This is a genomic window from Glutamicibacter protophormiae (genome assembly GCF_016894325.1).
In the GTDB taxonomy this organism is placed as follows: domain Bacteria; phylum Actinomycetota; class Actinomycetes; order Actinomycetales; family Micrococcaceae; genus Glutamicibacter; species Glutamicibacter protophormiae.
Map to the genome: position 1 here is coordinate 513,623 of NZ_CP069806.1, position 15,453 is coordinate 529,075.

The following is a 15,453-nucleotide window of genomic DNA, read 5'->3' on the forward strand; positions in this document are numbered from 1 at the left end:
CGGGGTCATTTTTTATGCCCGAAAGCGACCAGGAGGCCGACTGTGGCGATCAAGATCTATGACCAGCTAGAGCAGGGCACGCCCGAATGGTTGGAGGCCCGTGCAGGCTTAGTTACCGCTTCCACTATCGGCCAGCTAATCACGAAAGCGAACAAGTCCACGCACGATTACGACTGCCCAAACTGCGGTGCCGGTAGTGGTCAGGCGTGCCAGTCGAAACCTAACAAGGATGGTGAAACCCGGGATCTGAAAACGACGCACAGTGAGCGTGTGGACGTGGCCAAGAATAATCCGGTCACTGAGCTTGTGGTTGCGTCTGGGGATACGGCTGATTCGTTGATGAAGAAGCTGATCGCTGAACGGTTGACCGGATACGTGGAACCGAGTGTCATGAACCGGGCAATGGAACGCGGTGTCATGGATGAACCTTATGCCCGCAACGAGTACGCCAAACAGCAGGGTGTCACCGTTGACGAGGTTGGGTTCATCGTCAATGACGACACCGGCTTCCGACTCGGCTACAGTCCAGACGGGCTCGTTGGGGAGCGCGGTTTGATTGAGATCAAGTCACGCACCCAGCAACGGCAGCTTGAGGTGTTCCTGCGGGATGAAGTCCCAGCCGAGAACATGGCGCAGTTGCAAACCGGCTTGTTCGTCACGGAACGATTCTGGATTGACTACGTGTCCTACTGCGGGGGCATGCCGCTATACATCAAACGCGTCTACCCAGACCCCGAATGGTTCACCGTCATCGCCAAAGCCCTCGGAGCCTTCGAATACGTCGCGCAAGAGATCACCAGCCGATACCTCGAAGCAACCGCCGGCAAACCAGCGGTGGAACGCATCGACCACTTCCAAGAAACGGAGTTCACGTTCTAATGGACATTTCAGCAGCACTCGTTGCCAAGAGTGACCAGCTCAACGCCTCAGACCTGACCGGCGCGCCCGTCGTAGCCACCATCAAGAATGTTCGACCAGGCGACCGAAACAAGCCCGTCATCATCGACCTAGCCGGCATGGACGGCAGGCCTTGGAAACCATCCAAGGGAATGTTGCGTGTGCTGTCTTACCGTTGGGGCACTGAAACCGATGCGTGGATTGGCCGGCTCGTGAAGCTCGTCAACAACCCCGAAGTGATTTATGCCGGCGAAAAGGTTGGCGGTGTTGAAGTCATCGCCATGTCGCACATTGACGCACCGTTCACCATCCCGGTTCGAATTAGTCAGAAGAAGGTCAAGCAGCATCACGTTGACTTGCTGGCTGAGCCGGTCACTGAGCCGTGGGTGGCGCAGTGGCAAGCGATCACCAACGCGTTGGCGCAGGCCGGCTATCAGGGGGATGGCCCGGCGATGCTGGCACATGCTGGGCAGATTGTTGGTGCTCAGTGGGATCATCCGCAGAAGATCAGCGCTGAGGACGCGCAGAAGATCCTCGCAACCGTACGAGAAGACAACAACGAAGAAGGTAAGTAAATGGCTGAGATCGTAGCAACTGGCAATCTGGCGGCTGACGCGGAACTGCGTACCACCCAGTCTGGACGTTCTGTGCTGAACTTCCGCATTGCCGATTCCAAGTCCCGCAAGAACGATCAGGGCGGTTGGGACAAGATTGCTGAGAACTGGTTCAACGTGGCGATCTGGGGTGAGCTGGCCGAGTTCTACGCTAACTTCCTGAAGAAGGGCACTCGCGTAAAGATCACTGGCGAGTTCTACCAGCGGGAGTACGACAAGAAGGACGGCTCAGGTAAGGGTGTTGCGTTGGAGGTTACGGCTTGGGGCGTGAACATCATCCCGAAGCGCGACAACAACGGCAATGGTGGTGGTTTCCAGGCTCCACCGCAGCAGGCACAGCCTCAGCAGGGTGGTGGTTGGAACGCACCCGCGAATGACCCGTGGAGCACTGGTGGGAACCCGGCGCAGGGCAACGGTGGCGGCTGGGGCAACCCACAGCCCGGCAACGACGAACCGCCATTCTAAGGAGTAATCATGAATATCACTAAGGACTTAACCAGAGCGAGCTACTACCGGGGAATCCACATCGAGGGGGTACCAGCGCAGCCGGTCGTCGGATACGCGCACGAAGGCAAGGAATATCTTCCAAGCCGCATCATCATCAAGTGGTCCGACACTAGCGATCCATATCAGGTGGAGGTATGCGGCCCCATTCTCAAAAAGGATGGTACTCATTCAAAGTTGGAAGCGCGTTGCCGATACGCCCTGAATGCCAAGAGTGAGTATAGGAGTATCCCGCCTGCACCGGATTGGTTGCGTGAGCTAATCAAGTAATCAACAAGTTTTCCACAAGCGCCAGTTTCTTATAACTCGGCGCTTTTTTCATGCACAAACACGGGGCTGGTTTCACATCTTGGGGGTGAGGAACCAGCCCCAAACAACAACCAAAGGACAACATCATGCAACCAACCAACAACGAGAAAATCCGGCCATGCCAAGCCTGCAAACGACCAACACGGCCCAACGGCTGGTCACCCGAAGAATACCCAGGAACCGTCACCTACGGCGGACACGGGCACTGCACCAGCTGCAGACGAGCACAGATAGACGCAGAAAAAGACAAAGCAGAACTTGACCGAACCGGTGTACGCCCAACAGTAGAGCAGAACAAGGCCTCGTTGCTCGCGTACTTCGCAGCACGCCGGCCGTACCGTATCGAACTTGGACAAACGAACTTCCCAGATCCTTTACTCACGCACCCGGCACCAAAATGTGGAACCCCCGCAGGCTACAAGAACCATGTGAAACGCAAAGAGAAGATCTGCGACCAGTGCAAGGAATCATTCGCTGAAAAACGGCCAACACGTCGCACACGCGAACTCAAACCGTGCGGAACCTATGCAGCATGGGCGCGTCACAAGCGTCGCGGTGAAGACATTGATTTGGCTTGCGAAGAAGCTTACCTACTTCACCGGAGCGAGCAGAACGCACGCCTCAGAGAGCGTAGGGCAGCCGCATGAACGAGTGCGATAAGTGCTGTCGTGGATCCGCACCGTACTTCATGTGCCGTCGAAGCATGGACTGTATTTGCCACAAGATCCGTGACGAACAAGCCCGGACAACCCCAAACAACCTCCCGTGGGCTGATCACACAGCCAACACAGCAATAGGAAGAACCAAATGAGCACATACAACGTAGGCGATCACGTGATTGTTGACTCGCATACCGGAGCCGAACGAGTCGCCTGCACCATCAGCGAAGTATTACTCGTAGACGAACCAATCCAAAAGGGCATCACACCCCTAGGCACTGGCCCACGTCTCCGATACCGGTCGGGCGCACGAATCATCCGACCCGAAGAAATCCACGGACCATGGCCAGCAACAATCAGCGCAAACACCGACAGTGCCGATCCAGATCCCGTGAACCACCCATCACACTACACAAGCGATCCCAGCGGTATTGAGTGCATCGAAATCACCAGGCACCGCAACTTCAACATCGGCAACGCCATCAAATACTTGTGGCGTGCCGGCATCAAAGACGACACCAAACAGATCGAAGACCTGAAAAAGGCCATCTGGTACATCACCGACGAAATCAACCGACTGGAGCAGAACAAATGACCACGTATCAGGTAGCAGTGAAGCGTGACCATGACGGTGCTGTTGTGGCGCTCATGGACGCATATCTGGCGTACGGGCAATACCCGAATCATGAGGAATCGTTCCTCATCAACACCATCGTCACCACCTACATCGGCGCACCACTATCCTGCGCGCAGATCACCGAAGCGTTGGCGACGTGCCATGACATCCACTACCGGCGCACCACGAAACCCAACCTCATGTACCACGGTGCGGAAGTCATGCCAGAAGACGAGCTCTACACCGACGCTCTAGCCGACTACGAACACGACAACGAAACCACCCTGTACCGAATCATCCAAGAAGCAACAAAGGAGTAAACCAGTGGCACGCAAGGATACGCGACTGTTCGCACGACTCGATCTGGACTACGCAGATCACCCCAAAATCATCGTGCTATCCGATGCCGCATTCAGGGCTCACATCGAGATGATCCTCTACGCCCGCAAGCACATGACAGACGGACGAATCCCTAAGCAAATCGCTAAGCGACTCGGTAGCGAGTCGCTTAGCGAACTCTTAGCGAACGACCCTGAAACACCATCACTCATCGAAAACGAGGACGGTTCCTACACTTTGCACGGCTACGCGGACATGAACGAAACGAAAGCAGAGATAACCGCTAGATCCCGCGCCAATGCTGAGAACGGACGGCGCGGAGGCATCGCAAAAAAGCGAAACGCTAAGCAAACCGCTAGCGAATCGCTAAGCGAACCGCCTAGCGAAAACGTAGCAGAGACAGAGACAGAGACAGAGACAGAGTTAAAAGATAAAGCGAAAGTCGCTGACGCGCCTGTTCGCCCGGAAATCTTGGAACTCCTCGACCACCTCGACCATCAGATAATCGCCAACGGAGCCCGCAAACCAAACCGCACCAAAACCAACCTTGATGCAATGCGCCTACTCGTAGACAGCGACAAGCGCACCGTGGAGGAAGTACATCAGGCGATCGACTGGGCCACCAGCAATAGCTTTTGGAAAACCCATATCCTCAACGCCAAGAAACTCCGAGAAAAGTTCGACACGATGCGCCTCCAAGCCAGCACACCGCAAAATGGCAGCCGACAGACTGAGCGAATGCGTTCAGGCTTCGACGCAATGGCCGGCTACAACCCAACCACTATCGACCCATGGGCAGGAAGAGAGCTAACACAATGACACCCGAAGAACTACGCGCCTGCGTAACCTTCGCCAACGGCATCGACCCACGAGTCCAAATGACCGCACCCAACGCCCAACTTTGGGGGCGCACCGTTGGGCACCGAGAAGCAGCCGAAGTAGTCGCAGCGATTCAGGTGTACTACGAGCGCCCACGCATCAACGGCAAAGAGCATCCGACGATTGACCCCGCATCGGTGCGGCGGATCATCAATGAGGAATACGAGCGCGAGGTTGCTCGGAAGCGTGCCTTGGAGCCACCGCGCAATAAGGTTCCCAATCCGATGAGCTGGAGACAACGCAACCCAGAGGAATGGGATCGACTCATGAGGCAAGGTGCTGAGGATCGATACCACGACCTCATCGCACGCGGAATCAAAGCGGACCCACCCAAGCACATGCAAGCCACTCTCAACGAGGGTGGCTTTACTCATGGAGGCGAGCAATGAGCATCGAGGGGCAACTCGACATCTTCGACCTGCTCGAAGCGCCACAACCAACGCGCCAGCTACCAACAGCACGCCGGCCACCTGAACCACCCGAACACAAAGCAATACGCGACCACATCATGCTCATGGGCGCACCAACCACCGTCCCAGCACCAACCCTTGACCCGCAATACCCAGTGCACTGCGTCTACTGCGGGCAAGAGCAAACAACCTGGATGCATCTCAGCGTCAACCATGGGCTGTTCGACGTTGGACGCGGTTGGACCTGCACCGCAATGGGTCTGACAGCAAATCACGTCACAGCCTATGCACGAATGATCAAAGCCCAACTGGCAGGCAATCAAGCCGGCCAATGCTGTTACAGCGCCGGCGACCTCCACGGCAAAGCGGTCCGCAAACCAACCATCATGCAGCTCGCAGACCACTTGCGTGAACGTATCGACAACGCCCGCAAAACGTGGGGCATCCGGGCAACCCAGTTCGATGAATGGCTAGGGCCCTACCTGCTCGATGAAGGTCTGTTGAAGTATTCGCTGAGCCCTGCGGAATACCCGTGGGAATTCGAAGGAGAGAAATGACCGAGATTTATGTGAAAGCGCCGTGTGATTTCATATCAGCGAATAAGCGCTACCACCACATGCCCAAAGCGAACCTGACGAAGCAATGGCGGCACGCTGGTTTCGTGGCAGCTCGCGGTATGGACCCCATGCCAACCCCTGTGCGGATTGTGGCGCATGTTTTCAAGCCGCGTCGTGGAAGGTTCGATCCTAACAATTTGGCGGATACGACGAAGGCTGTTGTTGACGGATTCGTTGAGGCTGGTCTGTTGGTCGATGACAGTTTCGATCATGTGCAAGGACCAGACCACAGGTACGGCGGGAAAGGCGAACCTGGCATCGTGTTCACGTTCGAACCGATGGAAGCCGTCTGGGAACGCCTACGCAACGCACTCTAGGCGCTTCGGAGTGCCAAGCGCCCAAATACTCATAACCCAAATTCTGAGCCCTTAGAAACGATTCTGAGGGCTTTACTCATACCCGAAAGGCAACACCATGACCGCACCAACCTTCCGAACCCACATGACCACCGAACTCATCAACCACATGGGAACCGAACAAACCATCGTCCAAACCGCCCGAGTCTCAACCCTCGGCACCAACACCCGAGACGCAGAAGCCCAAGGACTCATCCGCTTCCTCATGCGCGAAGGCCACGGAACCCCCTTCGAATCCTGCACACTCACTTTCCGCTTCGAAGTGCCCATCTTCGTATCCAGGCAAATCGTCAAGCACCGAATCAGCAGCATCAACGAAGAATCCGGCCGATACAAGGAACTCGAACCCATCTTCTACGTGCCCGATATTGACCGGAAAGTTGTGCAGGTCGGCAAAACCGGCGACTACAAATTCACCCCAAACCGGTTCAAAAATTGGGCAGGCCGACAGGTAATCAAACTCGCGTCACGCATCGGATGGATGGCATACCGAGTCATGCTCAAAATCGGCATCGCCAAGGAAGTTGCCCGCATGGTTCTCCCAGTGAACATCTACTCCACCATGTACGTCACCATGAACCTCCGCGCATGGCTGAACTTCGTGAAACTGCGCTCCACCATCGGCGAAGGACACCCACAACACGAAATCGCTTTGGTCGGAGATCAGGTAGCCGACAAACTCACCGAACTCTACCCAGTCGTGATGAACCAGTTCAAGGAAAGCCAGGCCATCGTATGACCCGCCGTCCGCAAGGCCACCCAGCACGCACCAACCGGGACGCGTTGCATGTGGAAGTCGAAAAACTCGCAACACGGATCACAAAGCTAGTTCCAGCTATCATCCGCGACCCACGGTTCGACCCAGAAGACGTCACCACAGCCAAAGCCGGATCCATCGCCATGCTCCACCTACTCGCAGTCATGGCCGACCGCCCAACCCCCGCCGAAATCTACGGCCACGGAAAACACGGATACGGAGACACCAAATGAACTTCACTTCCCGCACATACCGGGCAGCCATCAAACGGTCGATTCGCTGGGAAAGCTACTACCGCATGATGGCCAACCGCAGCAACAACATGAGCCTGTGGATCGCCTACCACAATCGACGATTCACCCAAATCGCCCACACCCGTCAGTTACAAGCCCGCAAACGAAAGGAACGGAAATGAGCTCCACGCTTGAGCACCGAAAATTGAACCTAAACGACACCGAAAGCGGCAACAACCCAGACATCTTCCACCTCTACTGCGCCGACCCAGACCGTGCCTTATGCGGTGAAGACCTATCCAAAGTGGAAGAAACCGATGGCTCCAACGAGCAAGATTGCGTCGTCTGCGAGGACCTCGATACCACCCACGAATGCGAAAGTTGCGGGCTGTAGAGATGATCTACCGCATTGAAGAGTCGCAGCACGGCACACACTGCCTCATGCTCGGCACCATGCTCATCGCACAAGCCACCGACCGCCAAGCACTCGAAAGAGTGCGAGCCGGCCTCGAACACCGCCACCCAGACAGGAAACAACCATGAGCCCCGCACTCGCAATCATCTGCTGCGTCGTAGCCACCGCCATCATCTTCACCGCACTACTCGCATACGCCTGCACCAAAGCCTCAACAAGGCCATACCCACGTAAACCCGAAAACAAGGATCTGACATGAGCGCCTGTTTTTGCCATAACCACATGGGCGGTCAGAAAGCCAAATATCGAACCAGAGACCAAGCACTAAAACAAGCCATATGGCACGCACGCAAAGGGCGAGGCGGCACATTCACCATCGTCACCTGCAAAACCGACCCAGCCATTTTCCATGTCATATCAAGCAGAGAGGCCAAAAAATGAACATCACCGCCAAAGAACTCTCAGGCCAACACATCGGCAAAACCGTGACACTCGAAGTTCGCAGATTCCCCCACATGGACTTCAGCCCAAAACGCGAACTCACCGGCATGATTACCAACATCGAACACGACAGCGAGCTAATCGAAGACCGCGCAATCTGCGAATCAACAAACCGCGTCGGAGCAATCCCTAACACAGTCCAAATCACCATCGACAACCGAGAAACGTTTCGATTCGAATACAACCGCATCATCACCATCCAGGAGGGGCAGTGAGCTTAGCTTCACTCGCACAACAGCTCTGCGAACCGCACCTAACCATGCACGCAGGACGCATCGGCAAAGCACAAGCACTACTCACCGAACTACGAGAACACATCTCACACGGCACACACGAAGGCGGAGGCAACGGAACCAAACAACGCATCCTCGTCAACGCCCAAGCACTCGACCTACTCAACACCATCACCACCGAAGCCCGCACCGCATACACCGACAGATACGGACAACCAGCACCAACACTCGAAACCTGCATCAACACCATCGGCAAAGGAGACCACCCACCAGACTGGCAACACTACTTCGAACAGCAATACCAACGCTTCATCACAAGCATCGAAGCAACCATGCGCCCAAAGAAACTTCGGCGACTCGATAACATCGTTTGCCCATCGTGTCAGCAGGCAACCTTCGGCAACGAACGCGAAACATGTTTGTACCTCGACTGCTACACAGGCCCAGACCGCGAACTACGACACCCAAGCGAATGGACAGTCACATGCCAAGCATGCCAAGCAACCTGGGCGCACAAAGACATGAAATGGCTCATTGTTGCACTGGCCCAATAATGTGTTAATCTGGTATCACTCCGGCAGAAGTGTCGGAATTTACAGGAGCAACCCACACGGGAAGCTCCTTTTTTTGTACCCAAAACAGGTACGACCCCCGGACGCTGGCCAAACCGGGCGAACAAGCCAGCACCACCAGTCGGACCGCCGCACTCTTACGGAACCGACAACCCCGCCCAGACCTGCGACCCCAAACGCAGCGTGGGCACGCGCTACCAGGCAAGACCTCGCCGGCTCACGACCGAGTAGCGCACGACCCTCACGGGTTGCCGGACCCCTTGACGCTCTGAACAAGGGAGTTCTGAACGGCGCACTGACGAGTGCACCAGAGCAGCACCACGCGCCCTGCCATGGTCATCCCATGGCCGCCTCTGGTGCACCAAACTTACACAACCCAACCAAGGGGGAGCGGTACGGCTGCCGACCGTACCAACGCCGCCCGCGTCAGAACCGGACAACTGACGCGGGTAGCAACAACAAAACTACATAGAATCCTCGGGTAGCTCCCGAGGCCAGAAAGCCCCTGACGTTCTCCTACGTCGGGGGCTTTCGTGTACCTAGGAGAAACAAATGGCGCGCACCGCAGAGCAACGCTTCTGGTCCAAAGTAGACAAGACCACCGAATGCTGGAACTGGACAGCATCCAAGGACGGTACCGGGTATGGAAAGTTCTGGTCGATAGACCGACTAACCCCAGCGCACCGATACTCCTTCACGCTCGCACACGGCACCATACCCGAGGGCCAACTCATCGACCACATCTGCCACAACAAAGCATGCGTCAAGCCAGCACACCTCCGACTAGCAGACGCCAAGCAGAACCAGCAACACCGCAGAGGTGCCCAAACCAACAACACTTCAAGCGGCATGCGCGGAGTCACCTGGCACAAAGGTGACAAGCGCTGGCAGGCGCAGCTTGCCCACGAGGGTAAGTACATCTACTGCGGTCAGTACCTGACCGTCGGCGAGGCGGAAGATGCAGTGAGGGCCAAACGCCGTGAGCTATTCACCCACAGCGACATGGACAGGCTGTGACGCTATGGCTTGGTCAACAAGTGACAGGCGCTTCCGCCTACCCCGCAACTGGTCAACCATCCGCAACGAAGTCAAACGCAGAGCCAACGGACAATGCCAAGCCGAACACCACCACCCACAATGCACAGGCAAAGGCACAGACGCTGATCACATTGTCCAAGGCGACAACCACACGCTAGACAACCTGCAATGGTTATCCGAACCATGCCACCGAGCCAAAACAGCTCAAGAGACACGCGAACGCAACAAACGCAACGCACAACTCAAACGCAGACCCCAAGAACAACACCCAGGAGCACTCCGATGACCAGCATTAAGCTACACAAAGACCTCGGCGGCAACACCAAGGGTGATACCATCGAAGTTACCCCAGCAACCGCCGCATACCTCATCAACACCGGCAACGCTGAAGCAGTTGAGAGCACCAAAGACACCCCAAAGCGCGGACGAAAGACGGCTACCAAAGCCGACACCCAGCAGGTGGGGGATGCCTCCCCTGAGCAATCTGACCAAACCGCTGGATAGCAATTCCGATTCTGCGTGCGCTTCTTCTGGCTTTTTTGGTCATTCTGACCAGTTCCTCAGGTTTCCTTGATCATAATGCTCAGTTCGGCTGATTGATGATTTTGACGCTCGCTTACTTCCCTTTATTCATGCGGAATAAGTGTGACACGTGCTAGAATTGAAGCATGGAATCACGGACTTGCCAGGGGTGCGGTCAGAGCATGAAGCTCTACCGGGAGGGCGCTAAAACGTGCTCGCCTAAGTGCCGCAAACGCGTCTCCCGCATGGCTAAATCGGGTGCTTTCCCTGCTGAAATGACTGAAAAGCTCCGTTGGATTCGCCGCACCGCGACTAAGCGGCCTGTTACCGTCTCCGGGCTTTCAGCTTCTTCAACCAACGCTGAAACGTGGTCTTCGTTCGCCGAGGCATCCGCTTCTACTGCTGGCGTGAGCATGGGTTATGTCCTGGGTGATGGTGTTGGTTGCATCGACTTGGATCACTGCATTACTGGCGGTGTTGTCGCTGATTGGGCACGCCGAATTCTTGACCAGTGCCCACCGACGTTCATTGAAGTTTCGCAGTCCGGCACGGGGCTTCACATCTTCGGACTTCTGCCGGAAGGGGCTGGCCGGAACATTCGCCGTAATGGTACTGCTGTTGAGTTCTACTCCACTGGCCGTTACATCGCCGTCACTGGCAACAAGTTTGAGGATTCGCCGTCTGTTCTGGCTGATCTTTCGGAGGTTGTTGCCTCCATCGTTTAGTGCCCCTTGGTGGGCGCGAGAGCGTCCCAGGAGGACATGATGAAGGTTTCTGCACCCCGTGGCCTGGAAGCTAAAGGCAAGCGGATCTGGAAGGAAGTCACCAAGAATTACGAGCTTCGCACTGACGAGCTGGATATTCTTGAGGATATTTGCCGGGAGTCTGATCTGATTGATCGGCTTGAGAAAGATCTGGAAGGCGCGGAACTCATGGTGCGCGGCTCTCAGGGGCAGGATGTGGCTAACCCACTAGTGTCTGAAGTTCGCCAGCATAGGGCCACTAAGAAGTCTTTGTGGGCTTCGTTGAAGCTTCCTGATGAGGGCAACGTTACTTCCATTGCTGGCAACCAGCAGCGCGATGCTGCTAATGCACGTTGGGCCATTCCTCATGGCCAGAGCGCGTAGCGCGGGTCCGGCTCTCATAACTTCTGCCGATACTGAGCTTGAGGAAATTAAGCGTTGGTATCGGCATTTTTTGGAGAATACTGCACCTCCTTCTGATCTTGAGTGGGAGCCGGTGCGAATTGGTCCGACGTGGCAGTGGGATAACGGTTGGGTGTTGCCTCAGGCTTCGCTTGGTTGGGATTTCATGGCGTGGTGCGGTCGCTGGTTGCGTGCGAAAAATGGTGGCCCTTGGAAGTTTACTGCTGAGCAGGCGCGCTTCCTGATCTGGTTCTTCGCGTTGGAATCGAATGGCGATTTCCTTTATCACTCAGCAGTTCTTCAGCGTTTGAAGGGCTGGGGCAAGGATCCTGTCGCGGCGACGTTGGCCATTGGCTCCTTGTGCGCTCCGACAGTGTTTGATCACTGGGAGGGAGACAGGCCTGTTGGCCGGGATAATCCGAATGCTTGGGTTCAGTTGTTGGCTGTTTCGCAGTTGCAGACGCAGAACACGATGAAGCTGTTTCCTTCTTTGGTTTCGCCCGAGGCGCGTCAGCGTTATGGGATCCAGATTGGTAAGCGCAACGTGTGGGCTATGGGTGATGAGCGGCAGATTGAGGCTGTCACGAACTCGGTGATGGCTATTGAGGGTGGTCGTCCGACGCTGATTGTTCGTAACGAGACGCAGAACTGGAACTCTTCTAACGGTGGCCATGACATGGCTGGTGCGATTGAGGGTAACGCTGCGAAGTCCGCGAAGGATTCGCCGGCACGCATCCTTGATATTTGCAACGCGTATCGTCCGGGAGAAGATTCGGTCGGGCAGCGTGCCCGCGAAGCATATGAGTCCACTGTGGGCGATGAGGCGCAGTTCAATGAGTTCGGTTTGATGTATGACTCGTTGGAGGCCCCTGAGAAGGCTCCGCTGACGTTGGATGCTGCGCCGGGTGTTGTCCGCGCTGTTCGTGGCGACGCGGTGTGGCTTGATGCTGAGGGGCGAATCAAAAAGTCCATCGCGAATCCGACGAACACGCCTTCTGAGTCGCGTCGTAAGTGGTACAACCAGATCACCGCTGCTGAGGATTCGTGGACTGAGCCTGCTGAGTGGGATCCTCTTGCTGATCCTGAAATGGTGATGGAGCCGGGCGAGGAAGTCACGTTGTTCTTGGACTGTTCGAAGTCTGATGATGCTACGGCATTGATGGGTTGCCGGCTGTCTGACGGGCATGTGTTCACTGTTCAGATGTGGCAGCGCCCTCCTGGTAAGCGCGGTGATGGTTGGTTGGCTCCGCGTGAGGAAGTGGACGCGAAGGTCACTGAGATGCATGACCGTTACCGGGTTGTGGGTTTCTTTGGGGACCCGTCGCACACTTTGGACGACGAGACGATGGACCGTTATTGGGATCCGTTGTTCACAGAGTGGGACATGCGTTATCGGCGTCAATACCGGGTGTGGGCTTCTGGGTCGGCCGGGTCGAAGTCGAAGCACTCTCATTCGTGCATGTTTGATATGTCGGCGCGGGATAACGCTAAGCAGTTCGCTAACGCTGTCGCGTACACGCTCGAAGAGATCAAGTCAGCGTCGTTCACTCATGACGGAGATGCTCGTTTGCGTCGGCATGTGCTGAATTCTCGTCGTTATCCGGTGCAGGGTTTCGTTTCCATTTCTAAGGACTCTCGCGAGTCGAAAAACAAGATCGATCTAGCTATTTGCATGGTTGGTGCGCGGATGGTTCGCCGGCTCGTGCTGACGCAACAGAAGAAGGGAGGCGGGCGCATATGGTGATGTCGAAAGAGGCTGTGAGGACGCTCGCGACGGAGGTTCTGCTTCCCGCGCAGTCTCAGGAACGTAACGAGCTGGACCGTATTGATGGTTGGTTGCGTTGGAAGCCTGAGGCTATTGATCTTCCGTCGTATGCTTCGACTGAGCATAAGGCGTTGCGTCAGTTGTCTGAGACTCCGTGGTTGTCGTTGGTGGTGACTACGGTGGCGCAGCAGCTGGTGTGTGAGTCGGTGCGTTCTACTGAGGTTGAGGATTCTTCGCCGATGTGGGGGCCGTGGCAGCGTAATCGTTTCTCGTCGCGTCAGCGTGCGATTCATCGTGCTGCGCTGGGGTATGGGTACGCCTATAACTTGGTGTTGCCTGGGGATACTGGTGCTGTGATGCGTGGTTATTCGCCGCGTGACATGTACTGCTCTTATCAGGATCCTGCGGTGGATGAGTACCCGTCGTATGCGGTGTGGAAGCGGGACAAGTTCGTTTACGTGTTGGACGAGGTTGCGAAATACACGCTGTTGCAGGGTGATCGTGGGCTTGAGTATGTCACTCACGATATTCACGACGTTGGTGTGACTCCTGCGGTCCGCTACTCGAACCAGATCGATCTAGAAGGCCGCACTCCTGGTGAGGTTGAGCCGTTCATTGATGTGGCTCGTCGTATCAATAAGACGGCCTATGATCGGATGTTGACGCAGCATTTCAACTCGTGGAAGGTTCGCACGGCGACGAACATTGATCGTCCAGCTGATCAGGCTGAGGCTGAGCGAGCGAAGATGATCTTGCGTCAGAATGACATTCTTGTTGGCGAAGGTGATACGCAGTTCGGTTCGTTGCCGGAAACCCCGTTGGATGGGTTCATCAACTCGCACAAGGCTGACATTGAGACGCTGGCTGCGGTTTCACAGACTCCCGCGCATGCTTTGACTGGGCAGATGATCAACTTGTCTGCGGATGCGATTACTGAAGCTCGCGCCATGCTTGATTTGAAAGCTGGTGAGCGGAAGCTCGGCTTCGGTGATTCTCATTGCCAGTCGTTGCGTCTGGCGGCGCACATTGAGGGTCGTGAGCGCGATGCTGCTGATTTCTCGCTAACGATTCAATGGGCTGATCTTGAGTCTCGTTCCATGTCTCAGGCGGCTGACGCGCTGGGCAAGATGGCCACGATGCTCGGGGTTCCAGTGGAGATGCTTTGGGACAAGATCCCGAACGTCACTGTTGATGAGGCGAAGATGTGGTTGCAGTACAAGAAGGACAACCCTTCTGCTGATGACCAGATCGCTTCGGCTCTACGCTCGCAGGCTGACAATGGCGCTAACGGCTGAGGGGGCGGCGCTGACGGCTTCTAACCAGCGTCAGCAGTTGGCGTTAGCTGTGCGTGCTGTTGGTGCGTCTAAGCCGATTTGGGAGCGCGTACTATCTTCGCAGTCGGTGTGGTTGGCGGCGCAACTGGAAATTCTGCGCCGATACCATTCGCAGTCTCAAGATCTTACTGAAGCGTATGTGGAGGCTTACCGCGAAGCTGAAGGGGTTGCGTCGGCTCCGATTGAACGTATCGCTTTCCCGTTGCAGGAGATGACTTCTGTTGCGTTGGTCGGCGGACCTTATGAGGTGAAGAACTTCATCGGTAAGGGCGCGTCGGCTGATGTGGCGATGGGCAATGGGTTCAATAAGTTCTCTGGCCTGTTGCGCCGTCAGGTGCTCTCTGGTGGGCGCATGATGATCGATGCCACCACAGCCGGGGACAGTAACGCGATTGGCTGGCGGAGAGTCACAGACGGTAACCCGTGCGCGTTTTGCGCGATGCTAGCTAGTCGCGGCCCGGTGTATAGGTCCGCTGAGAAAGCTTCGGCTGTTGCCGGCTCAGGCTTGCGGTATCACCGGCATTGCGGTTGCACAGCTGAGATCGTGTACGGCGAATGGAAACCTACCGACTTAGAGCAGAAGTTCATCGATTCCTACGATTCGGCAGCTCGTGAGGCGGACCGTGAAGACGGTGTGCGCACGCAAGACACCGTGTTGTGGCGGATGCGCCGTGACGGGGAATTCCGTGACTCCGCTTCCATCCGAAACAAGTCTTCCGAATCCGAATAGGGTTCGGC

23 protein-coding genes are annotated in these 15,453 nt (G+C 56.0%); all 23 read left to right on the top strand.

Annotated features, from left to right (window positions below; genetic code table 11):
* Positions 1 to 42: 42 nt before the first annotated feature.
* The 23 genes from JQN66_RS02520 (at position 43) to JQN66_RS02630 (ending at position 15,445) form a co-directional block, all read left to right on the top strand.
* Positions 43 to 879: a lambda exonuclease family protein gene (locus JQN66_RS02520; protein WP_204676521.1), complete on the top strand. Its 837-nt coding sequence runs from the start codon at positions 43 to 45 to the stop codon at positions 877 to 879.
* The gene (locus tag JQN66_RS02525) at positions 879 to 1,472 is read left to right on the top strand and encodes a hypothetical protein (RefSeq protein WP_204676522.1); all 594 of its coding nucleotides are present in this window, start codon (positions 879 to 881) and stop codon (positions 1,470 to 1,472) included. Before JQN66_RS02520 ends, JQN66_RS02525 begins: the two co-directional genes overlap by 1 nt.
* Positions 1,473 to 1,976, top strand: coding sequence for a single-stranded DNA-binding protein (locus JQN66_RS02530; protein WP_204676523.1), 504 nt, complete (start codon positions 1,473 to 1,475; stop codon positions 1,974 to 1,976).
* A 9-nt stretch (positions 1,977 to 1,985) separates the two neighbouring features.
* Complete coding sequence (locus JQN66_RS02535; protein ID WP_204676524.1) at positions 1,986 to 2,285, top strand: hypothetical protein; 300 nt, start codon at positions 1,986 to 1,988, stop codon at positions 2,283 to 2,285.
* Between the two features lie 125 nt (positions 2,286 to 2,410).
* Positions 2,411 to 2,971, top strand: coding sequence for a hypothetical protein (locus JQN66_RS02540; RefSeq protein ID WP_204676525.1), 561 nt, complete (start codon positions 2,411 to 2,413; stop codon positions 2,969 to 2,971).
* Positions 2,972 to 3,131: 160 nt separating this feature from the next.
* A complete protein-coding gene (locus tag JQN66_RS02545; protein WP_204676526.1) occupies positions 3,132 to 3,578 on the top strand; it encodes a DUF3310 domain-containing protein in 447 nt (148 codons plus the stop codon).
* Entirely contained in the window at positions 3,575 to 3,919 is a 345-nt protein-coding gene (locus JQN66_RS02550; protein ID WP_204676527.1) for a hypothetical protein, read from the top strand. The genes JQN66_RS02545 and JQN66_RS02550 overlap by 4 nt, the downstream gene beginning before the upstream one ends.
* 4 nt (positions 3,920 to 3,923) lie before the next feature.
* Positions 3,924 to 4,757 carry a hypothetical protein gene (locus tag JQN66_RS02555; protein ID WP_204676528.1) on the top strand — a complete coding sequence of 278 codons (834 nt, stop codon included), beginning with the start codon at positions 3,924 to 3,926 and terminating at the stop codon, positions 4,755 to 4,757.
* Positions 4,754 to 5,206 carry a hypothetical protein gene (locus JQN66_RS02560; RefSeq protein ID WP_204676529.1) on the top strand — a complete coding sequence of 151 codons (453 nt, stop codon included), beginning with the start codon at positions 4,754 to 4,756 and terminating at the stop codon, positions 5,204 to 5,206. The genes JQN66_RS02555 and JQN66_RS02560 overlap by 4 nt, the downstream gene beginning before the upstream one ends.
* Positions 5,203 to 5,784, top strand: coding sequence for a hypothetical protein (locus JQN66_RS02565; RefSeq protein WP_204676530.1), 582 nt, complete (start codon positions 5,203 to 5,205; stop codon positions 5,782 to 5,784). The genes JQN66_RS02560 and JQN66_RS02565 overlap by 4 nt, the downstream gene beginning before the upstream one ends.
* Complete coding sequence (locus JQN66_RS02570) at positions 5,781 to 6,161, top strand: RusA family crossover junction endodeoxyribonuclease (RefSeq protein WP_204676531.1); 381 nt, start codon at positions 5,781 to 5,783, stop codon at positions 6,159 to 6,161. The genes JQN66_RS02565 and JQN66_RS02570 overlap by 4 nt, the downstream gene beginning before the upstream one ends.
* 97 nt (positions 6,162 to 6,258) lie before the next feature.
* Positions 6,259 to 6,939, top strand: a complete 681-nt coding sequence (gene thyX, locus JQN66_RS02575) for an FAD-dependent thymidylate synthase (protein WP_204676532.1) — start codon at positions 6,259 to 6,261, stop codon at positions 6,937 to 6,939.
* 247 nt (positions 6,940 to 7,186) lie between these two features.
* Positions 7,187 to 7,372, top strand: a complete 186-nt coding sequence (locus JQN66_RS02580; protein ID WP_204676533.1) for a hypothetical protein — start codon at positions 7,187 to 7,189, stop codon at positions 7,370 to 7,372.
* Positions 7,369 to 7,584: a hypothetical protein gene (locus JQN66_RS02585; RefSeq protein ID WP_204676534.1), complete on the top strand. Its 216-nt coding sequence runs from the start codon at positions 7,369 to 7,371 to the stop codon at positions 7,582 to 7,584. Before JQN66_RS02580 ends, JQN66_RS02585 begins: the two co-directional genes overlap by 4 nt.
* 458 nt (positions 7,585 to 8,042) lie before the next feature.
* Positions 8,043 to 8,321 carry a hypothetical protein gene (locus JQN66_RS02590; protein WP_204676535.1) on the top strand — a complete coding sequence of 93 codons (279 nt, stop codon included), beginning with the start codon at positions 8,043 to 8,045 and terminating at the stop codon, positions 8,319 to 8,321.
* On the top strand, positions 8,318 to 8,893 hold the full coding sequence (locus JQN66_RS02595) for a hypothetical protein (RefSeq protein ID WP_204676536.1): 576 nt from the start codon (positions 8,318 to 8,320) through the stop codon (positions 8,891 to 8,893). Before JQN66_RS02590 ends, JQN66_RS02595 begins: the two co-directional genes overlap by 4 nt.
* A 570-nt stretch (positions 8,894 to 9,463) precedes the next feature.
* The gene (locus JQN66_RS02600; protein ID WP_204676537.1) at positions 9,464 to 9,928 is read left to right on the top strand and encodes an HNH endonuclease signature motif containing protein; all 465 of its coding nucleotides are present in this window, start codon (positions 9,464 to 9,466) and stop codon (positions 9,926 to 9,928) included.
* Between the two features lie 303 nt (positions 9,929 to 10,231).
* Complete coding sequence (locus JQN66_RS02605) at positions 10,232 to 10,453, top strand: DUF7302 family protein (RefSeq protein ID WP_204676538.1); 222 nt, start codon at positions 10,232 to 10,234, stop codon at positions 10,451 to 10,453.
* 263 nt (positions 10,454 to 10,716) lie between these two features.
* Positions 10,717 to 11,196 carry a bifunctional DNA primase/polymerase gene (locus JQN66_RS02610; protein WP_204676539.1) on the top strand — a complete coding sequence of 160 codons (480 nt, stop codon included), beginning with the start codon at positions 10,717 to 10,719 and terminating at the stop codon, positions 11,194 to 11,196.
* A gap of 36 nt (positions 11,197 to 11,232) precedes the next feature.
* The gene (locus tag JQN66_RS02615; RefSeq protein ID WP_204676540.1) at positions 11,233 to 11,598 is read left to right on the top strand and encodes a P27 family phage terminase small subunit; all 366 of its coding nucleotides are present in this window, start codon (positions 11,233 to 11,235) and stop codon (positions 11,596 to 11,598) included.
* Positions 11,599 to 11,668: 70 nt separating this feature from the next.
* Positions 11,669 to 13,360 carry a terminase gene (locus tag JQN66_RS02620; protein WP_239464114.1) on the top strand — a complete coding sequence of 564 codons (1,692 nt, stop codon included), beginning with the start codon at positions 11,669 to 11,671 and terminating at the stop codon, positions 13,358 to 13,360.
* On the top strand, positions 13,354 to 14,676 hold the full coding sequence (locus tag JQN66_RS02625) for a phage portal protein (RefSeq protein WP_204676542.1): 1,323 nt from the start codon (positions 13,354 to 13,356) through the stop codon (positions 14,674 to 14,676). Before JQN66_RS02620 ends, JQN66_RS02625 begins: the two co-directional genes overlap by 7 nt.
* The gene (locus JQN66_RS02630) at positions 14,660 to 15,445 is read left to right on the top strand and encodes a VG15 protein (RefSeq protein WP_204676543.1); all 786 of its coding nucleotides are present in this window, start codon (positions 14,660 to 14,662) and stop codon (positions 15,443 to 15,445) included. The genes JQN66_RS02625 and JQN66_RS02630 overlap by 17 nt, the downstream gene beginning before the upstream one ends.
* Positions 15,446 to 15,453 lie beyond the last annotated feature (8 nt).

What these genes read in the sequence shown, in the direction of transcription:
- JQN66_RS02630 (WP_204676543.1), top strand. Translation starts at nt 14,660, where the DNA reads ATGGCGCTAACGGCTGAGGGGGCGGCGCTGACGGCTTCTAACCAGCGT.
- JQN66_RS02610 (WP_204676539.1), top strand. Translation starts at nt 10,717, where the DNA reads ATGGCTAAATCGGGTGCTTTCCCTGCTGAAATGACTGAAAAGCTCCGT.
- JQN66_RS02540 (WP_204676525.1), top strand. Translation starts at nt 2,411, where the DNA reads ATGCAACCAACCAACAACGAGAAAATCCGGCCATGCCAAGCCTGCAAA.
- JQN66_RS02565 (WP_204676530.1), top strand. Translation starts at nt 5,203, where the DNA reads ATGAGCATCGAGGGGCAACTCGACATCTTCGACCTGCTCGAAGCGCCA.
- JQN66_RS02530 (WP_204676523.1), top strand. Translation starts at nt 1,473, where the DNA reads ATGGCTGAGATCGTAGCAACTGGCAATCTGGCGGCTGACGCGGAACTG.
- JQN66_RS02550 (WP_204676527.1), top strand. Translation starts at nt 3,575, where the DNA reads ATGACCACGTATCAGGTAGCAGTGAAGCGTGACCATGACGGTGCTGTT.
- JQN66_RS02525 (WP_204676522.1), top strand. Translation starts at nt 879, where the DNA reads ATGGACATTTCAGCAGCACTCGTTGCCAAGAGTGACCAGCTCAACGCC.
- JQN66_RS02590 (WP_204676535.1), top strand. Translation starts at nt 8,043, where the DNA reads ATGAACATCACCGCCAAAGAACTCTCAGGCCAACACATCGGCAAAACC.
- JQN66_RS02585 (WP_204676534.1), top strand. Translation starts at nt 7,369, where the DNA reads ATGAGCTCCACGCTTGAGCACCGAAAATTGAACCTAAACGACACCGAA.
- JQN66_RS02615 (WP_204676540.1), top strand. Translation starts at nt 11,233, where the DNA reads ATGATGAAGGTTTCTGCACCCCGTGGCCTGGAAGCTAAAGGCAAGCGG.
- JQN66_RS02600 (WP_204676537.1), top strand. Translation starts at nt 9,464, where the DNA reads ATGGCGCGCACCGCAGAGCAACGCTTCTGGTCCAAAGTAGACAAGACC.
- JQN66_RS02570 (WP_204676531.1), top strand. Translation starts at nt 5,781, where the DNA reads ATGACCGAGATTTATGTGAAAGCGCCGTGTGATTTCATATCAGCGAAT.
- JQN66_RS02560 (WP_204676529.1), top strand. Translation starts at nt 4,754, where the DNA reads ATGACACCCGAAGAACTACGCGCCTGCGTAACCTTCGCCAACGGCATC.
- JQN66_RS02535 (WP_204676524.1), top strand. Translation starts at nt 1,986, where the DNA reads ATGAATATCACTAAGGACTTAACCAGAGCGAGCTACTACCGGGGAATC.
- JQN66_RS02605 (WP_204676538.1), top strand. Translation starts at nt 10,232, where the DNA reads ATGACCAGCATTAAGCTACACAAAGACCTCGGCGGCAACACCAAGGGT.
- thyX (WP_204676532.1), top strand. Translation starts at nt 6,259, where the DNA reads ATGACCGCACCAACCTTCCGAACCCACATGACCACCGAACTCATCAAC.
- JQN66_RS02580 (WP_204676533.1), top strand. Translation starts at nt 7,187, where the DNA reads ATGAACTTCACTTCCCGCACATACCGGGCAGCCATCAAACGGTCGATT.
- JQN66_RS02545 (WP_204676526.1), top strand. Translation starts at nt 3,132, where the DNA reads ATGAGCACATACAACGTAGGCGATCACGTGATTGTTGACTCGCATACC.
- JQN66_RS02625 (WP_204676542.1), top strand. Translation starts at nt 13,354, where the DNA reads ATGGTGATGTCGAAAGAGGCTGTGAGGACGCTCGCGACGGAGGTTCTG.